Below are 17669 nucleotides of genomic sequence, written 5' to 3'. Positions count from 1 at the left end.
TTACGATTGATCCTGTGATGAATAGCTAGTAATTTTAATCCTTATTCTACTGGTCATACTGAATAAAATAAAAAGCCATATAGTAGACATAGTGTTTCAATTTCTTTGTCTACTATATGGATATGGGAATTTCTATGAGTGCATATGATGTTATCGGAGGATACAAGGGAGCTCTGTACAACAGCATTTGTATAGACTTCTTCCAGGTGATTGCATACGGATTGTGTCCAATCTTTGCTTACATATGCTTTGACAAGAGCAAAATTACCGTTCATGATGCCATCTCCCTTTATTACCACTATGCTATTTTAGAGCGTCCTTTTTTTCTGTGTCAATTAGTTTGACTTCGAGAATTTATATCAAGTGAATAAAAAGGCTCAAAATGAGAAAGAGAGATAAAAAAACCAGCCTCAAGCGGCTGGTTTTCCTCATTTTTGGTTCATTTTCTTGATCTTGAAATGAAGCTTGATATAGCGGATGGCTGTATAAATATCGAATGTAGCGAAGATAGCGCAAAAAATGCTTAGCAGTGTCCATTCTCCTGCATTTCTTACATCTGTTACAGCCCAGAATATGAACAGGCATCCGATAAATAGATAAAAAATCGCAACGGGCAATGGCGAGCGTATCATGAATAGTTATCCTCCAAAGATGATTGTTTGCATGTTTTCCAATTGTTTTTGCATTCTCTCGATTTCTTCCAGTCTCTCCGGCGTGAAGTAAAGCTGCAGGATGACGACCAAGAGATTCATTAAACCATGCGTGATGATCGGAACAATGATCCGCTTCGTCTTCACATAGAGAGCCGCGAAGATGACGCCCATGACGAAGTACTGCAGAAGATGAAGGAAATCCCCATGCACTGCACCGAATACAAGGGCAGAAATAAGTACAGCCACAAAGAAGTTCGTCCGCTTATAAATCTCCCCGAAAAGGATCTTGCGGAAGATGATTTCTTCCAATACCGGAGCAAAGACGACTACGATCAATGCGAATGCCGGAACTTCCCGGACTGCATCCATGATGGAGGAGGTATTTTCTGAAGCTTGCTTGATATTCAATACATATGTCTCGATCAAACCAGCGATGATTTGCCCGAAGTATGCAGCAAAGAATCCGATGATGATCCAGACAACCGTCATCCCGGGATTCGTGGCATTGCGCATTGCTGGTGCGCGCATATCCTGACGCAGCAGGAAGAATGTAAGGATTACAGCAAGCAGGAAGCTGACCACACTCCACCAATAGGAAACGACAGCCAAGTCCAGTCCTTGATCCTGCATCCAAGGAACGAATGGGACAAGCACGAATGAGGACAGCTGCATCACGATATATGTCAATATGACGTACCAATAGCGTGCTGGCAATGTAACGACTCCTTCCGCCTTACTTATGTAGTTGGCATCTTAGGTATTTTAACATAACAGCGGGGGAAGTATGTAGCGGTGCGCATTGTAATCATCCTGTTAATTCATCCAAGGCTTGGCAGGAAAAAGGAGGAATTCGTCGAACAACTTTCTGAGTGTCATGCTTGCATTCCGTTTTCGTTTTGATTATTATAATAACTGTGTTAGCACTCCGAACACTCGAGTGCTAAAAATCAAATTATCGATTATATAAGGAGGGTTTCTCACATGTTGAAGCCACTAGGCGATCGTGTCGTAATTGAACTTGTAGAGCAGGAGGAGAAAACAGCAAGCGGTATCGTGCTTCCTGAATCTGCAAAGGAAAAACCGCAAGAAGGTAAAGTTATTGCCGTCGGTAGCGGTCGTGTAACCGATAATGGAGAAAGAGTTGCACCGGAAGTAGCAGAAGGCAATCTTATCATCTTCTCTAAATACTCTGGTACAGAAGTGAAATACGAAGGAAAAGATTACTTAATTCTTCGCGAGAGCGACATCCTTGCAGTAGTAGGATAATCCGAAGAACAGATTTATATAACATAGAAGATATATTAGGAGGTTTTATCAATGGCTAAAGACATTAAGTTCTCTGAAGACGCTCGCCGTGCCATGCTTCGCGGTGTGGACACACTTGCAGATGCAGTCAAAGTAACGCTTGGACCAAAAGGACGCAACGTTGTATTGGATAAAAAATTCGGTTCCCCGCTGATCACGAATGACGGTGTGACAATCGCCAAAGAAATCGAATTGGAAGATGCATTCGAAAACATGGGTGCGCAGCTTGTATCCGAAGTTGCTTCCAAAACAAACGAAATCGCTGGTGACGGTACGACTACAGCGACTGTCCTTGCGCAGGCAATGATCCGCGAAGGTCTTAAAAACGTCGCTTCCGGTGCGAACCCAGTAGGCGTACGCCGCGGTATCGAACAAGCGGTTGAAGTAGCTGTCAAGCAGCTTAAAGAAATCTCCAAACCAATCGAAGGCAAAGAGTCCATCGCACAAGTTGCGGCTATCTCTGCAGCTGACGAAGAAGTCGGTAAACTGATCGCAGAAGCAATGGAGCGCGTTGGCAACGACGGCGTCATCACAATCGAAGAATCCCGCGGCTTCAACACAGAGCTTGAAGTTGTCGAAGGTATGCAATTCGATCGCGGCTATGCTTCCCCGTACATGGTTTCCGACCAGGATAAAATGGAAGCTGTCCTTGAAGATCCATACATCTTGATCACAGACAAAAAAATCTCCAGCATCCAGGAAGTGCTTCCTGTGCTTGAGCAAGTCGTCCAACAAGGCAAGCCGCTATTGATGATCGCAGAAGACGTAGAAGGCGAAGCACTTGCCACACTTGTCGTGAACAAACTACGCGGCACATTCAACGCTGTTGCCGTCAAAGCTCCTGGCTTCGGTGACCGCCGTAAAGCAATGCTTGAGGATATCGCTGTCTTGACTGGCGGTGAAGTGATCACAGAAGACCTGGGCCTTGATCTGAAAAACACGCAGCTTGCACAGCTTGGCCGTGCTTCCAAAGTTGTCGTGACAAAAGAAAACACAACAATTGTCGAAGGTAACGGCAACCCAGAAAACATTTCTTCCCGTGTGGCACAAATCCGTGCGCAGGCAGAAGAAACCACTTCTGAGTTCGATAAAGAAAAACTGCAAGAGCGCCTGGCGAAACTAGCTGGCGGTGTAGCAGTCATCAAAGTCGGTGCTGCAACCGAAACGGAATTGAAAGAGCGCAAACTGCGCATCGAAGACGCCCTTAACTCCACTCGCGCAGCAGTGGAAGAAGGTATCGTAGCCGGTGGTGGTACAGCACTGGTCAACATCTACAACCACGTTGCAGGCCTTGAACTATCCGGCGACGAAGCAACTGGTGCGAAAATCGTCCTTCGTGCAATCGAAGAACCAGTACGCCAAATCGCGCACAACGCAGGCCTTGAAGGCTCCGTCATCATCGAACGTCTTAAAAAAGAAGACGTCGGCGTAGGCTTCAACGCAGCAACAGGCGAATGGGTAAACATGCTTGACACAGGTATCGTAGACCCAACCAAAGTAACACGCTCCGCACTCCAAAACGCAGCATCCGTAGCAGCTATGTTCCTGACTACTGAAGCAGTAGTAGCTGACAAGCCAGAAGAAAACGCTGGCGGCGCCGGCATGCCTGATATGGGTGGCATGGGCGGAATGGGCGGTATGATGTAAGACCGTCCGTACCCCGAACGGATAAGATCTTTAACGGAGGCTTCTCATAAGTTCACTGAACTTATGAGAAGCCTCTTTTTATTATTGCTAGAATCCCACAGGATTTTTATGGATAGTATTTAATGCTGATTTGAGACAACTGTTAGATGTCATGATATTAACAAATGGTAAAAAGTTGTGTGAGATTTTCTTACAAGTATTAACAAAACTTTTGGGATATCTATTAAACTACATAGTTAATTGGTCATGTTCTGATTTCTATTAATCATCCTCAAAATTCATGTATTATAAATCGATTTGAATTTCGATGTGGGGAGGATCACAAATGAAACTAGACAGAAGCATAGGAGGAAACATAAATGAATCCAAGTACACTGAGAGAAAAGATCCGAAACGGCGCATTTAATACCCATACTTCTGGTGTGGCTAATGATTATGTTCAAGCAAACTTAGCAATCGTACCAAAGGAATATGCTTTTGATTTCCTGCTCTTTGCTAACCGTAATCCAAAGTCTTGTCCGATTATTGATGTATTGGAACCAGGAGTGGTTGAATCTGCTCTTGCTGCTGGCTCCGATATTCGCAGTGATATCCCTCTTTACTATGTATATGAGAATGGCAAACTAACGGAGAAGCGTCAAGATCTTAAAGAAATTTGGCGGGATGACTTTGTATCTTTCTTAATAGGCTGCAGCTTTACCTTTGAAAGTGCATTACTAAAGGAAGGCGTTCCTTTGAAACATATCGAGCAGAACAAAAATGTCGCCATGTACATTACAAACCGGCAAACAAAGCAAGCAGGTCAATTCAGCGGGCCTGTCGTAGTCTCCATGCGACCGATTAAAAACGAGCTTGTTCAAAAGGCAATTGATGTCACCGCACAGTTTCCGAACATGCATGGATCACCGATTCACGTAGGAGATCCAAAAGAAATAGGCATTGACGATATCAGCAAGCCTGATTTCGGTGAATTTACGGAGTTCGGAGAAGGGGAAACGCCTGTTTTTTGGGAATGTGGCGTAACACCGCAATCATCAGCAATCCATTCACACATTCCATTAGTGATTACGCATGCGCCAGGGCATATGTTTGTAACGGATGTTACCAATGAAGATTTTTTACGTAATATGAACGTATAATCATTGAGATGCTTGGTTGCTAACAAAGGTCGGAGATATAAACAGTTCATGAAAGACTACTTCCTAAAGTAAAGAAGTAGTTTTTTTTCACTGCTATAGATGCTGTTACGGCAGTTTTGTAAGTAAACATAAAAAATGATAAGAGTAAGTATTGAATATGATACTTTAAAGCAACATCCTGACGCTCTATAGAAATATATACAGACTGTGATTGCTAGACTATATACCTGATTTAAAGAGAAGATAATTCTTTTAACTTCAAATAAAATGAAAAAATAGAAAATGATGACTTTAGTCGTGATACAATAGTATGGCATGGCTAAAATACATAAAGGAGTTTTAATTAATGGAATCATTCTTAATCATTTTAACGTGGCTATCTTTAGCAGGTATGGTCCTCTTTTTTGTCTTGGCTTTTGTGAAAGGAAAAGGGAACAGACGCAGGAACTTTGCAAAATCAGGCGGCTGCCTGATTGCACTTATAGTCATATCGCTGATTGGAGCATCAATTAGTGAAGAAAAACCTGCAACCGATCCTTCCTCAGAAACGGCTGCGCAGGAAGAAGAAAAAACTCAAGAGGCTGAGGAGCAAGCACAAAAGGAGAAAGAAGAGCAAGAAGCAAAGGAAGCTGAGGAACAAGCGCAGAAGGAGAAGGAAGAGCAGGAAGCGAAGGAAGCTGAGGAACAAGCGCAGAAAGAGAAAGAAGAGCAGGAAGCGAAGGAAGCTGAGGAACAAGCGCAGAAAGAGAAAGAAGAGCAGGAAGCGAAGGAAGCTGAGGAACAAGCACAGAAGGAGAAGGAAGAGCAGGAAGCGAAGAAAGCTGAGGAGCAAGTACAGAAAGAACAGGAATCCAAAGAAGCCAGCATGACTGTTTCACAAGAGCAGGCGGTTAAAACTGCTGAAGACTATATAAATTATACTGCATTCTCTAAATCGGGATTGATCGATCAATTAGAGTATGAGGGGTTTAGCGCAGAAGATGCGACATATGGTGTGGAAAACATCTCGGTTGATTGGCAAGCGCAAGCAGCTAAGGCGGCTCAAGACTATATTGGTTACACTGCATTTTCTAAATCAGGGTTGATCGAACAGTTAGAGTACGAAGGTTTCAGCACGGAAGATGCAACATACGGTGCAGAAAACATCACAGTCGATTGGCAGGAGCAAGCTGTTAAGGCGGCTCAAGAATACCTCGATTATACTTCTTTTTCAAGACAGGGTTTAATTGATCAATTGGTTTATGAAGGATTCAGCACAGAGCATGCAACATACGCTGCTGATCAAGTTGGCTTGTAACAGATATAGATATAGTATTGGGGAGTGGCTAATTGCTGCTCCTTTTATTTTTTCTGTCTTCGCTTATTCTTTAAAACAATGGCATAATTAAATCAAACAAGAAAAAGTAAGGATGACTACATGAGACAATCATTAGAAGTAAAACTAAACTCAAAGTCGGTTAAAGATATAACAAATGGCTATCCGCTACTCACAAAAGAAGCGGTTGACACTGCAAGAGTGTTGGAAGAGGGTAGCATATTACGCTTAATTGACGCCAACGGCAGGTATATTGCTACAGCCTATTATGGTCTGCAAAATAAAGGAATAGGCTGGGTGTTGACTCGCAAGGAACAGGAAAAAATTGATGTGAAGTTTTTCGTTAAGAAAATCAGTGCGGCTATTGCCAAGCGGAAGAATTTATATGAAACCGATGATACGACCGCTTTCCGGGTGTTTAATGGGGAAGGTGATGGTATCGGCGGCTTGATCATTGATTTCTATGACGGCTTTTATATGGTGAACTGGTATAGTGAAGGTATTTATTCTTTCCGGGAAGATATCTATCAAGCTTTGGGAGAAGTGGCAGAAGTTCGTGGTCTTTATGAGAAATTACGGTTTAACACCAATGGTCAGTACGTGGAACAAGATGATTATGTGTCAGGTGAAAAGGGAGAATTTCCTTTGATCGTCTTGGAAAATGGGATGAAATATGCGGTGGATTTAAATGATGGCGCAATGACAGGGATTTTCTTGGATCAGCGTGATGTTCGAAAAGCATTGCGTGACCATTATGCAAAAGGAAAAACGGTTCTGAATACATTCTCTTATACAGGTGCGTTCTCCGTAGCAGCCGTTCTAGGCGGTGCCGTCAAGACAACGAGTGTGGATGTAGCAAAACGGAGCCTGCCAAAGACCATCGAGCAATTTGCAGTCAACGAAATTGATGATGAGGCGCAGGACATCAAGGTAATGGATGTCTTTGATTATTTTCGATATGCGGCCCGTCATGAATTGAAATTTGATGTTGTGGTATTGGATCCGCCAAGCTTTGCACGTACAAAGAAAATAACATTCAGCACGGCGAAGGATTATCCGAAGCTGCTGCAAGATGCCTTGAAAATCACAAATGATGGCGGGTTGATCATTGCGTCGACAAATAACGCAAGCTTCAACATGAAAAAGTTCAAATCATTTATCGATAAAGCATTTATGGAATCCAACACACGCTACAAAATCTTGGAAGAACACCAACTGCCAGAAGATTTTACTGTACCGCACAATTACCCTGAATTTAACTACCTGAAAGTCGTGTTTATAAAGGTGATGAATTGAGGGTGTGTACAAATGAAATACATTCAGTTAGGGTGAGGCAGCAGTAGGAGCTAAATGGAAATAATGGTGTGGAAGAGAATCCAAGCACCTCTCTAATCAAAAAGATCCCCCAGATTTTCTCTGAGGGATCTTTCTTCAATATTTAAACCGATTAACAATCACCTGCAGCTCTTCGGCCAAATCCGAAAGAGAAACAGCGGCGTTCGAAATATCTTCCATGGAACTTAACTGTTCCTGGGTTGCCGAGGCAATTGCCTGGGAGCTGGAGGATGTTTCCTGGGCTCCTGTTTCAAGTGTCGAAATGGTATGCTGTATGCCTTCCACACTCGCGGTCAGTTGCTGGGTGGCAGCTGCCATCTCCTGTATTTCGGCGGTCACTTGTTCCACAAGGCCTACTATTTCGTTAAACTGCTCCTGGGTTTCCTGGGCATGATTCATGCCTGTATCCACGTTGTGCTGGACGTTCGTGATATTGTTTACCGTTTCTTTCGAGTCTGTTTCTATTGCAGAGACCAATTGCTTGATCGTGCCGGCAGATTGATTGGTTTCATCAGCGAGCTTGCGGACTTCTTCCGCTACGACAGCAAAGCCTTTTCCTTGTTCCCCGGCCCGGGCAGCTTCAATGGCTGCATTCAATGCCAGGAGATTGGTTTGCTCGGAGATATCGGTGATAAGGGAAGAGATATTGCTTATTTCCGTTGTGCTTTTCACCAATGTCTCTAATCCGTCACCAGCCTCCCGGACAGATTGATCAATCAGCGTCATTTGTTCTGACATCATATTCACGGAGGAGGCACCAGCTTCCGCCTTATCTTTCATATAAGAGGAATGTTCCGCAATGTTGTTTGTATTATCAGCCACATTGGAGAGGCTCTTTAATATTTCTGTTATCGATTGTGCGCTTTTTTCTGTCATTGCACTTTGTTCGGTACTCGTCAGGGCGATTCCCTGCATCGACTGGGATATCTGATCGGATGTAGCTCTTGACTGTTCGGAGCTTGCCGATAATTCCTCTGAAGCGGCTGCAACCTGCTGGGATGAACTGCTTATCTGTTTTATGATACCTGCCAGGGACCTGACGAAAGCATTGAAGGAGTCGGCAAGCTGGCCAAATTCATCCTTGCTTCTTACCATGACTTGTTGCGTCAGGTCCGCATCTCCCTCGGCAATATCCTCCAGCTGCCTATTCAAGCTTCTCAGCGGCACCAGGATGGATTTTAAAAGGAGGATGCTCAAAACGATCCCCAAAATGATAGAAAGCATGGTTACCAAGATAATGGACCATTGACTTATCTGTCCATACCTATCGATCTCTTTTTCCAAGCCGTCTACATCATCATTCAATTGATCGACCAATTCATTCACGGATGGATCCAATACTTCCTTCCGTAATTTCCTTTCCTCGCCCAAGTGAAGTGATTGTGCTGCTTCCGGATCAGAGGCGGACCGGGATACCACTTCTTGATTCATGCTCCAGAAATCAGTGAAATTATCGCGGATATCATTCACGTTCGTCATATAATCCTGATTATGTACCAGTGATTCCAATTCATCCAGCGTGGAGAAGACGTCATCAGCCTTCTCTTCCATTCCGTCAGCAAATTCTTGATTCCCGGTAATGATGAATCCTCTTCCATCATTCGACAGCCCGGCCAGCCTGTATTGAACATGTTTTATTTTGTTTTGAAATTCCATTTTATCCTTTAAGATATCATTCTTCTCGGTAATGGAGTGGTTGATGAATATGGATGAACCCCCAATCAATAATAAGGAAAATATTAAAATGGAGGTTATCCCTAGAAGTTTTGTTTTGATTCTCACTGTTCAAGCCCTTTCTTCTCGATAGACATTCTTTTTAACATGCATTTTTTTATCAACATATTTAGACACTCTAATAGGCATTATATTATTTATATGTCAAAAATTACAACAGAAATAGATAATTAGAATGATATGCCGGTTTGACAGGGAAAGTTTTCGGGGTATATTAGCCTATTCGGACATTCCTTTTCCAGCGGGTAAAAGTATTGGTTTGCAAAGTAAAAGGAGCTGATGACGGATTCTTTACTTGGAAGCTTTTCCTTATAGAAGTTTATATTTGAAAATACCTTCTTTTTTTGTTAAGAATCGCCCTTACATATTTTTAACATTAACCACTTATTTACGGGCTGTTGACCGAGCCTTAACAAGCTTTTGGTATCTTACCTTATGTACCTTAATTTCTTTAAAGGAGAGGTTTCCATGCTGAAAAAATGGATGGTGGCATTGGGTATGGTATCAGTTCTGACGTTGGCAGCATGTAATAATGATGATGAAGAACCGACGGATGATGAACAAATCGAAGAACAAGATTCCGGGGATACAGAGGAAGATACAGAGCAGTCTGAATGATATATAGAAGCTTCATAAGGCGTTCCGCTGAGGGATGCCTTTTTTATTGGTGATCCCTGCAAATAAAAAAGGCGAACAATGATGTTCGCCTTTACAGGTTCATCCCTCCAAAACAGGGGCGACTCGATGCTTCGTCGCTTGCTCATAGGCATAAGCCATTCCCAAGAGCTTGGCTTCACTCCACATTCCTCCCATGAATACCAATGCGAACGGGGAGCCGTTTTCATAATAGCCGCCAGGGACTGTTACAAGCGGCAGGCCGCTGATATTGATTTCAGAGACGGTTGTGGTGATGTTCGCCAATCCCTCGACTCCTTCTTCCAGCGAGGTAATGGATCTGGTCATCTGCGGGAAGACGAAGCCGTCCAAATTATGTGTTTCCATTACCTGCGTAATGATGCGGAGGAGTTCGGAACGAGCCGCATTGAATTCGGAAATATCCAGCTTAGGGTCGGCGATTAATTCTTTGGTGTTTTCAAAGAGATCAAGCGGACCGTTTTTGTCCCAAGGAAATTCTCCGGCTCTTTCAAAAACACGCTTAGCGGATAATGTATCATCATCGGGATCCAAATTTTTGATATACTTTTCGATGTCATGAAAAACAGTGTCGAGGCCAAAGAGCATCCGTGCTGCATCATCACCTATCGATTCAGTGAAGTCCACGAAACCGGAGCCTTCAAAAGGATCCTCCAATACTCCGGCTCCTAGTTCCTGCAGCGCTGTTATTTCACGTAGATATAATGCTTTCGTTTCTGGTGAAAGTTCTTTCGTGCTCCAGCCTGGACCGAATAATCCGAGCCTTTTTCCTTGCAGTGCTTTTTCGCTTAAGGCTGAGGTATAGCCGCCTGCAGGGATTTTTCCTTCCTTTGGCAATGCATCGTCATCGGTATAGCCTGCCATGCTATCCAGCATTAGTGCAGCATCTTCGACAGTTCGGGCATGCGGTCCCAAAACATCGCGAGTACTTCCGGCAATCGGTGTCACACCGGTTGTAGGTATCAAATCAAAGGAGGTCTTGACCCCGACAATCGCTTGAGAGGCTGCCGGCATTTGAATGGAGCCGCCTGTTTCTTCCGCTACCCCGAGAACGGCAAAGTTGCCTGAAATCGCAGTGGCAGTACCGGAGCTGCTTCCGCCTGGAGAGAATCTCCGATCTACGGCATTATAGGTTGGGCCGTCCCAGCTTGTATTCGCGGAATCCATTCTCGCGCTGAATGCCGGGATATTCGTTTTCCCCAGGATGATCGCCCCGGCATCTTTCAGTCGTGAGACAACAGGTGCATCATTTTTCGGCATCAATTCGATCCCGCCAGCATCCTTGCAAAGAGGAGCCCAGCCGAAAGTTGTGGGAAACCCTTTCACATCCACGGCCTCCTTGATTACAATCGGCACCCCGGCTAGCGGCCCAAGCGGTTTTCCCTCCCTGCGCAATCGATCGATTTCCTTCGCTTCTTCCAAGGCATCATCATTCATGAACGTGAACGCATTGTAGTTTTTTTCGTATTTGTCAATTCGGTCCAAATAGGCTTGGACTACTTCTGCTGCAGTAAACTCGCCCGTTTCATAGGCAGTCAGGAGTTGCTTGACCGTTACCTCTTTCCATACAAAATCATCGACAGCTGGATTTAATATAGAATGATTTTCCAAATTCTAAAACCTCCCATGGTTTTGGTGTTTCGTTCTTTTTGGATCAATCGTGTTGTTGTTAAAGTCTCATAGGTCAAAGGGATATTCAACTTGTTTGTAGGGGTTTTTAACAAGCTATTTGAGAGGAGGATTGCCTGTATTATCCAAATCACAAGGGTGAAAAAAGGATATGTACCAGCACCAGATTTCTTATTAGTAAAAATACCTGGAATTCCACCGCCAAATCCAAAAGAGCAATAGGTATACTGGACATAACCTCCTTGATACTTAACTTTTGCCTTTTCACTACGCATTTTACCTATAGTCCTGTACTGAAGGCCTGTAAAAATATCATCCAGAAAATAAGAGCTGAAAAAAGCTGAAGCATACCCTATGTATAGGTGGTTTTAAACATGCGATTTTTACTTTACTCACTCATCGCCATTCGCGGGTTCTTCGTTCATCAACAAGGTATATTTTCTTAGTGGTTCACACATTAACCATTAAAAAATAACTAGAAAAAATGTAATGTTTTGGTTGAAAGCACTAGTATAATAGTTTACTATAATAACTGGAAATGAGTTTTTGGTATGATTTAGTTGATTAGGAGGAAAAGTAGTGGGTAAGTTTTTTAAATTTGGTTGTCTAGGTATTATAGCAATTATTGTTATTGTTATCATCATTGCGGTAGCCGCTAGTGGCGGAGATGATTCATCTAATACTGGTGAAAAAGTAGGGGAAAATAAAGCTGAAGAAACAAAGAAAGAGGAACCTAAAACATTTGTGGTTGGTGATACTGTAGACCTAAACGGCCTTGAAATCACAATTGCTGATGCTAAGTTTGTGCAGGCTAATGAGTACAGCCCGGCAGAACAGGGCAAGGTTCTTCAAATGAATGTCAATGTGACTAATAATAAAGATGATAAAGCCTTCATCGATAACACAGAATTCAATCTTTATGATGCTGAAGGAAATAGCTTGGACTTTTATTATGGCGGAGATGGTCTGGACCTTTCTGGCGATGTTAATGCTGGTAAGAAAATGAGTGGTACGCTTACATTCGATGTACCAGAATCTGATTCTTATGAATTAATTTATGAACCGTCCTTCTCTTGGACAGATGAACAAGTAACTTGGGATATTAAACCTGAATAAAAGTAAGCCCGTTTCAAACATTTGATTTGAAACGGGCTTTTATCTTTTATTGCATATATGGAATTGTGATTCCTATCTGTGTTTTTTTCGCTATTCCTTTGAAAAGTCCTTCTATCTATAAGTTGACTAAAGATCCGCCTTTTTATAGGCTTTTACACAAAACAATTACTCTATATGGCGTCGTCTGTGCCGGCATACTCTTGGTGGCAGGTCCATAGGAAACAATCAAATCGCGATTGGCAAGGCTGCTTGTAAAGGCCTGCCCGTTCGGCAGCAGCAATTGGGTATAGGGGGAGATAGTCAGCTGCAGCTGGCCGTCGCTGCTTGCGAGCTGTTCATTGAAATAACTTACTTTCACGTTTTGATCCGGGCCTTCCTTTACCATTACCAGTGCTGGATATTGGGGCGGATAAATCATGATGGCGGGTGCATCCCCATCATAATAGCCAGTCACGCGATCGCCTACGGATACCAGCGCGTGGTCCGCGAAATAAGTAGTTGGGGATACGACAAAATTCACGATGGACCCAGCTTCGTTTTCCACAGTAAAGAATTTATAGCACCCTTCCCCCCTGCCATTACCCGGAAGATCACTGATCATCGTGACGGTTCCGTGAAAGGAATAAAAATTGGTCATATACATACCTCCATTGCTTTCCATGTAAGGTATGTGGGGCATTGCCCAAAAGACTGGGTGGATGCCTATATAAAAGGAAGAATATCAGCTTATCTATCTTCCGTTTATCAGATATATTTATCGGTTGTAAGGAGTGGGTGTGCTAATGGGAGGTGGAAGTTTTTGTCTTTCTTTCCTATCCATTTGGCAGCATTCTTTGGGGCTGCGGAGCTAAGCGAGTCAGGGAACAAAGTTGAAGAGTCCGAAGAAATTGTCTCCGGACTCTTTTTTTATTTTATATATCGATACTCCATCAAATCCTTGAGTGCATTGATCTGTTTGCATAATTCCTCGCCAACATTCGTCTCCAGGACCTTTTTCCGCTCCAGTTCCTTATCGACCAATCTTTTGACGGATAATACATCCGTTCCATCATGCAGCACTTCATCCTTGGAATTGAAATGCTTATGGGCGACGAGCTTCATGCCGTAGGAATTATATAATAAGGTGTATCCGGCGATGCCTGTTTTTGATTGATAGGCTTTGGAGAAGCCGCCATCGATGACGATGATTTTGCCGTTTGCCTTGATCGGGTTTTCGCCTTCGATTTCTTTGACAGGTGTGTGCCCGTTGATGATATGGCCATGTTCTGGATCCAAACCGAATTCTGCCAGGATTTTCTCGCAGATTCCTTCCTTTTCCCGCAGGTGATAATAATGGTTCTTTATTTCTTTGTGCGTTGACTTGTCCTTGATGAAATAGCGTTCGAAGGTTGTCATGGCTCGTTTCCCGAATAGGGAGGAGTATTCGCCTGTCCATAAGTACCAGACCATATCGGTTGCGAGATCATCCGTTCGTTCTGGATGGGCGAAAGCCTCTCTCAGGAATTGTTCAAACCGATCGAGCAGCTCCCGGCCGGCATAAGACTTGCCTTCGATCTCCATTTTCTCCATATTGCCTTCTTCATCGATCGGAATACAGCCATGAATCAAGAGATTGCCATTATAACGCAAATACAAGCTGCCCTTGCGCATGAGGAAATTCATATGCCGGGCCAGTTTTTCCGAATGCTGGACCGAGAACAACAGCTTGTCGATCACTTGCTGCTCTTCTTCCAAGAGCATATCCGGCTGCTTTGGATTGACGGTGGCGAAGCATGTATTTTCCAATGGGTACGTGCGGTCATTCAAGGTTATCTCATTTGATTCAAAATCGATTTTTTCAAGCAGCAGCCTTTCCTCCATATGGAAGCCCGGGCGTCTTTTGATGATCGGGCTTTCCAATTTGAATTGGATCATTGCGATTGCTTGGTGCATTTTGGTGATCTGCACCAGTTCGTCTTCGGATGTATTTTTATCGGCATGTGTCTTCGGACGGAAAGCCGGGTTATCATCATAGTACTTCTCTGCCAGATTCAGCAGCGGACGAAGGTTGATGCCATATACATCTTCAATGATATCCAAGTTATCATAGCGCGCGCAAATACGCAGGATGTTCGCCAGGCAGACCTTGGATCCGGCAAAGGCGCCGATCCAGAGCACATCATGATTGCCCCATTGAATGTCGACGGAATGGTAATTGATCAGTTCTTCCATGATTTTATCCGGTTCAGGTCCCCGATCATAAATATCGCCCACGACATGCAGGTGGTCCACGACCAATCGATGTGTGCTATAAGCCAAGCCGATGATCAGCTTGTCGGCCTGTCCAAGCGAGATGATCTGTTCAAGGATCTCGTAATAATATTGCTCTTTATTCGCAGATGCTTCCGTTTTATATAGGAGCTCTTCGATTATATAGGCAAACTGACTGGGCAATGCCTTCCGCAGTTTGGAACGTGTGTATTTGGAAGAAGCGTAGGAGATGAGCTTGATCATCCGTTCAATCGTCTTTTTATACCATTCATGCAGCTCTTCTTCGTTATGGAATTCATTTTTGATGATCTGCAGCTTCTCTTCCGGATAGTAAACCAACGCTGCCAGCTCATCGATTTCTTTCTCGAAGATGACCCCGCTGAAAATATCCCTTATTTTTTCCTTCACCCTACCGGAACCATTGCGCAGTACATGCTGGAACGCTTGATATTCACCGTGCAAATCACTGACGAAATGCTCGGTCCCTTTCGGAAGGTTAAGGATGGCTTTCAGGTTGATGATTTCTGTGACAACTTTCTCTTCCGTGTCATATTTCTGAGCTAGTAAATCTAAGTATTCGGTGTTCAAGATTATGTATCTCCTTTCAGAATTACTAACTTTTACATAAATTTACTTCTTCTATTATAAGACAAAACTATGAGGATTGGTTGCCTTTGTGGAAGGGTATTGAAATTTCATAGTCTACACTATAGTATCGTAATTTTCCCTTTATGAGTATGTGGTGAAACATGATGCTTGGCATACCAGCTAAAAGAGCTGGATAGGAGGGGGGTATTTCATTTGGATCAGTGAATCCCGATGTCTTCCGCCAAACTCCACCCTGTATATTGTGGCGAAATGAAGGATTTCAGCGAAGTATTGGAGCAAGCAGGAGGAGGACTTAATCCATCAGACTGTTATTGATAAAAGATTAGGAAATGGTTGTTTTAAATATTCGAGCGGCGCCCGATATGGGATAAGGACAAGCAGGTATTCCGGAAGAAGTACCAGCTGTTATATCGGGGGAAGTCGCATGTCATGGACTCGGAAGGCCAGGTTGCTTTTTGGTTGGTTGGAAGGTAGAGTAATGGATGATCTATATTGGAGGTTTAGAGATGAGTCGTTTTACAGCAAAAGTTTCAGCTGAGGATTTCACAAAAGAATCATGGGCGATGAGGGATTATGCTGCATTAATACTGGTCCCGCTTATTTTTATTGTTGGATTGATCATGGACAGGCTATCAACTAGCGGTCTATTGCCTGCAATGGTGGATACAAGTTTGCGCCTTTTCATGTTTATCGCCATTCTTTTTATTTATGGAAGGATGCTCAGGCAGCATTGGACAAAGTTTGGGCAAGCTTGGAAACGTTCCATCCTATTGGTCATTGCAGGCGCTGTTGTCCTGCAAATTTTAATCAGTTTTGTTCGTTCTTTTCTCCCTGTCCACGGAGGTAGTGTGGAAGCAGATACATCTGCTTGGATAGATCCTGCAACGGTTGGTCCCGGGATGTTTATTGCATTGTTCTACTTAGCTTTAGGTCCTATCCTGACAGCACTTATAGAAGATATCGTATTCAGGTATACACTTCTCGGCAAATTATTCCACGGAAGTGCCTTTAGGAAAATCATTATTTTGATTCTTAATTCCATTCTTTTTGGGTTGGTTCATTATTATAATTTTGGCAGCGTCATGGGGACAATCCCATTTATGTTTGCTGGTCTGTTTTTGAATATTATCTATTTATGGACGCGCAATATATGGCATGTACTTCTGATTCATGCTTTGAATAATACGGTGCTGTCAATTGGCGGATTATTCCTTGTCGGTTTGCTGCGATTGCTTGGGGCGTCTTAATTTGTGAAGGTGATTATTTACAGAAATCATGGATGAAAATCTTGATCTCTATGTGAAGATTAATATCTTTCTTCCTTTGATTCGTTTTATGCCCAACCATAATGATTGCTCCAAGAGTTATAGGGAGTACCAGGGAATTATGCACCCAGCATCTGTCCATAGGAATTATATAACGGGACTTTAAGCTAGTTTTGTCTTATTTTCAGTGTTTATTCTTGAAAAAGATTGATAGATACGTAAAAATGAATACTATTCAGAAGGGAGGTATACATAAGATGCTCAAGGAATTCAAAGAATTTGCATTACGCGGAAACGTCGTGGACTTGGCTATAGCGGTAGTGATCGGTGCGGCGTTCAGTGCCATCGTGACTTCCCTTGTCAATGATATTATCATGCCGCTTATTGGTATCATCACAGGCGGGCATGATTTTAGCGGACTTAAGGTCTCTGTTGGGAACGCTGTAGTGACATATGGTGCATTCATTCAAGCTGTAATTAATTTCTTTTTGATTGCTGCAGCGTTATTCATGATCGTCAAAGTGATGAATAAGCTGAAGCGTAAGTCACAGGAGGAAGAGATAGTCGAGGAATTGACTGTCGAACAAGAACTGCTTACGCAAATTCGCGATCTATTGAAAAGAGAAGAGAAAATGAAGGATCAGTAAAGTGCCTTCAGATAGCAGAGAAACCGAGGTTTCTCTGCTATTTTTTTGTGATTAAAATGCCTGTTGAAAGAGCTGGCAGCTGCCAACGTTTTTTTAGCGCCTTCGTCGGGAATCGATTCCATGCAGTCGGGCAAAGATGCAACGGCTTGGGAAGATGCGGTATTTGTAATTGTCTGTGCTAGTTTTATTGCCAAAATGAAATTTAGATAAAAAGGAAAAATAAAGTAGAACCTTCTTCGGGCGGCAGTACGGAATGGCTCGATACTCATGGACTGTATGGCTGAGCCTACATCTTCAGCCGCATCCCACGAGCTGAAAACCAAAAAAACATAACTGGAAACCAGGCCAGGGGAAAGTACCTTGTTTTCATT

At 43.2% G+C, this 17669-nt stretch carries 16 protein-coding genes; 9 read left to right on the top strand and 7 right to left on the bottom strand.

Features of this window, described 5'->3' with window-relative positions; genetic code table 11:
• Positions 1–428: 428 nt before the first annotated feature.
• Positions 429–632: a hypothetical protein gene (locus MHI54_RS05585; protein WP_095216857.1), complete on the bottom strand. Its 204-nt coding sequence runs from the start codon at positions 630–632 to the stop codon at positions 429–431.
• 6 nt (positions 633–638) lie between these two features.
• The gene (locus tag MHI54_RS05580; protein ID WP_340082575.1) at positions 639–1367 is read right to left on the bottom strand and encodes a type II CAAX endopeptidase family protein; all 729 of its coding nucleotides are present in this window, start codon (positions 1365–1367) and stop codon (positions 639–641) included.
• A gap of 267 nt (positions 1368–1634) precedes the next feature.
• Between MHI54_RS05580 and groES the strand changes: the two genes are divergently transcribed.
• From groES to MHI54_RS05555, 5 genes are all read left to right on the top strand, one after another.
• Positions 1635–1919 (top strand): co-chaperone GroES, encoded by a 285-nt coding sequence (groES, locus tag MHI54_RS05575; RefSeq protein WP_095216855.1) that lies wholly within the window; start codon positions 1635–1637, stop codon positions 1917–1919.
• A gap of 51 nt (positions 1920–1970) precedes the next feature.
• Positions 1971–3605 carry a chaperonin GroEL gene (gene groL, locus MHI54_RS05570; protein ID WP_095216854.1) on the top strand — a complete coding sequence of 545 codons (1635 nt, stop codon included), beginning with the start codon at positions 1971–1973 and terminating at the stop codon, positions 3603–3605.
• A gap of 359 nt (positions 3606–3964) precedes the next feature.
• Positions 3965–4744, top strand: coding sequence for a putative hydro-lyase (locus tag MHI54_RS05565; RefSeq protein ID WP_095215156.1), 780 nt, complete (start codon positions 3965–3967; stop codon positions 4742–4744).
• A 346-nt stretch (positions 4745–5090) separates the two neighbouring features.
• Positions 5091–6041 (top strand): Ltp family lipoprotein, encoded by a 951-nt coding sequence (locus MHI54_RS05560; RefSeq protein WP_340082573.1) that lies wholly within the window; start codon positions 5091–5093, stop codon positions 6039–6041.
• A 120-nt stretch (positions 6042–6161) separates the two neighbouring features.
• On the top strand, positions 6162–7355 hold the full coding sequence (locus tag MHI54_RS05555; RefSeq protein ID WP_340082572.1) for a class I SAM-dependent rRNA methyltransferase: 1194 nt from the start codon (positions 6162–6164) through the stop codon (positions 7353–7355).
• 135 nt (positions 7356–7490) lie between these two features.
• Here the strand turns inward: MHI54_RS05555 and MHI54_RS05550 are convergent, their stop codons facing one another.
• Positions 7491–9176 carry a methyl-accepting chemotaxis protein gene (locus tag MHI54_RS05550; RefSeq protein ID WP_340082571.1) on the bottom strand — a complete coding sequence of 562 codons (1686 nt, stop codon included), beginning with the start codon at positions 9174–9176 and terminating at the stop codon, positions 7491–7493.
• 420 nt (positions 9177–9596) lie between these two features.
• Between MHI54_RS05550 and MHI54_RS05545 the strand changes: the two genes are divergently transcribed.
• On the top strand, positions 9597–9746 hold the full coding sequence (locus tag MHI54_RS05545) for a hypothetical protein (protein WP_158221493.1): 150 nt from the start codon (positions 9597–9599) through the stop codon (positions 9744–9746).
• A gap of 99 nt (positions 9747–9845) precedes the next feature.
• Here the strand turns inward: MHI54_RS05545 and MHI54_RS05540 are convergent, their stop codons facing one another.
• Together MHI54_RS05540 and MHI54_RS05535 are read right to left on the bottom strand one after the other, a co-directional pair.
• Complete coding sequence (locus tag MHI54_RS05540) at positions 9846–11393, bottom strand: amidase (RefSeq protein ID WP_340082570.1); 1548 nt, start codon at positions 11391–11393, stop codon at positions 9846–9848.
• Positions 11372–11686, bottom strand: a complete 315-nt coding sequence (locus MHI54_RS05535; RefSeq protein ID WP_340082568.1) for a hypothetical protein — start codon at positions 11684–11686, stop codon at positions 11372–11374. Before MHI54_RS05535 ends, MHI54_RS05540 begins: the two co-directional genes overlap by 22 nt.
• Before the next feature lie 304 nt (positions 11687–11990).
• On the opposite strand from MHI54_RS05535, the gene MHI54_RS05530 reads away from it, so the two are divergent.
• Positions 11991–12527, top strand: coding sequence for a DUF4352 domain-containing protein (locus tag MHI54_RS05530; protein ID WP_340082567.1), 537 nt, complete (start codon positions 11991–11993; stop codon positions 12525–12527).
• A gap of 142 nt (positions 12528–12669) precedes the next feature.
• On the opposite strand, the gene MHI54_RS05525 is transcribed toward MHI54_RS05530, so the two are convergent.
• Positions 12670–13164, bottom strand: coding sequence for a hypothetical protein (locus MHI54_RS05525; protein ID WP_095215136.1), 495 nt, complete (start codon positions 13162–13164; stop codon positions 12670–12672).
• A gap of 269 nt (positions 13165–13433) precedes the next feature.
• On the bottom strand, positions 13434–15365 hold the full coding sequence (fbp, locus tag MHI54_RS05520) for a fructose-1,6-bisphosphatase (protein ID WP_340082566.1): 1932 nt from the start codon (positions 15363–15365) through the stop codon (positions 13434–13436).
• A 527-nt stretch (positions 15366–15892) separates the two neighbouring features.
• Between fbp and MHI54_RS05515 the strand changes: the two genes are divergently transcribed.
• Together MHI54_RS05515 and mscL are read left to right on the top strand one after the other, a co-directional pair.
• Positions 15893–16633 carry a type II CAAX endopeptidase family protein gene (locus MHI54_RS05515; RefSeq protein ID WP_340082565.1) on the top strand — a complete coding sequence of 247 codons (741 nt, stop codon included), beginning with the start codon at positions 15893–15895 and terminating at the stop codon, positions 16631–16633.
• 275 nt (positions 16634–16908) lie between these two features.
• Complete coding sequence (gene mscL, locus MHI54_RS05510) at positions 16909–17298, top strand: large conductance mechanosensitive channel protein MscL (RefSeq protein WP_095215133.1); 390 nt, start codon at positions 16909–16911, stop codon at positions 17296–17298.
• The last annotated feature ends 371 nt before the right edge of the window (positions 17299–17669 follow it).

It is taken from the genome of Terribacillus sp. FSL K6-0262, assembly GCF_037977385.1.
In the GTDB taxonomy this organism is placed as follows: domain Bacteria; phylum Bacillota; class Bacilli; order Bacillales; family Amphibacillaceae; genus Terribacillus.
Note: the sequence above shows the minus strand (reverse complement) of the source record. Positions and strands in the feature narration are given on the sequence as shown.

What these genes read in the sequence shown, in the direction of transcription:
- MHI54_RS05585 (WP_095216857.1), bottom strand. Translation starts at nt 632, where the DNA reads ATGATACGCTCGCCATTGCCCGTTGCGATTTTTTATCTATTTATCGGA.
- groES (WP_095216855.1), top strand. Translation starts at nt 1,635, where the DNA reads ATGTTGAAGCCACTAGGCGATCGTGTCGTAATTGAACTTGTAGAGCAG.
- groL (WP_095216854.1), top strand. Translation starts at nt 1,971, where the DNA reads ATGGCTAAAGACATTAAGTTCTCTGAAGACGCTCGCCGTGCCATGCTT.
- MHI54_RS05565 (WP_095215156.1), top strand. Translation starts at nt 3,965, where the DNA reads ATGAATCCAAGTACACTGAGAGAAAAGATCCGAAACGGCGCATTTAAT.
- MHI54_RS05560 (WP_340082573.1), top strand. Translation starts at nt 5,091, where the DNA reads ATGGAATCATTCTTAATCATTTTAACGTGGCTATCTTTAGCAGGTATG.
- MHI54_RS05555 (WP_340082572.1), top strand. Translation starts at nt 6,162, where the DNA reads ATGAGACAATCATTAGAAGTAAAACTAAACTCAAAGTCGGTTAAAGAT.
- MHI54_RS05545 (WP_158221493.1), top strand. Translation starts at nt 9,597, where the DNA reads ATGCTGAAAAAATGGATGGTGGCATTGGGTATGGTATCAGTTCTGACG.
- MHI54_RS05535 (WP_340082568.1), bottom strand. Translation starts at nt 11,686, where the DNA reads ATGCGTAGTGAAAAGGCAAAAGTTAAGTATCAAGGAGGTTATGTCCAG.
- MHI54_RS05525 (WP_095215136.1), bottom strand. Translation starts at nt 13,164, where the DNA reads ATGACCAATTTTTATTCCTTTCACGGAACCGTCACGATGATCAGTGAT.
- MHI54_RS05515 (WP_340082565.1), top strand. Translation starts at nt 15,893, where the DNA reads ATGAGTCGTTTTACAGCAAAAGTTTCAGCTGAGGATTTCACAAAAGAA.
- mscL (WP_095215133.1), top strand. Translation starts at nt 16,909, where the DNA reads ATGCTCAAGGAATTCAAAGAATTTGCATTACGCGGAAACGTCGTGGAC.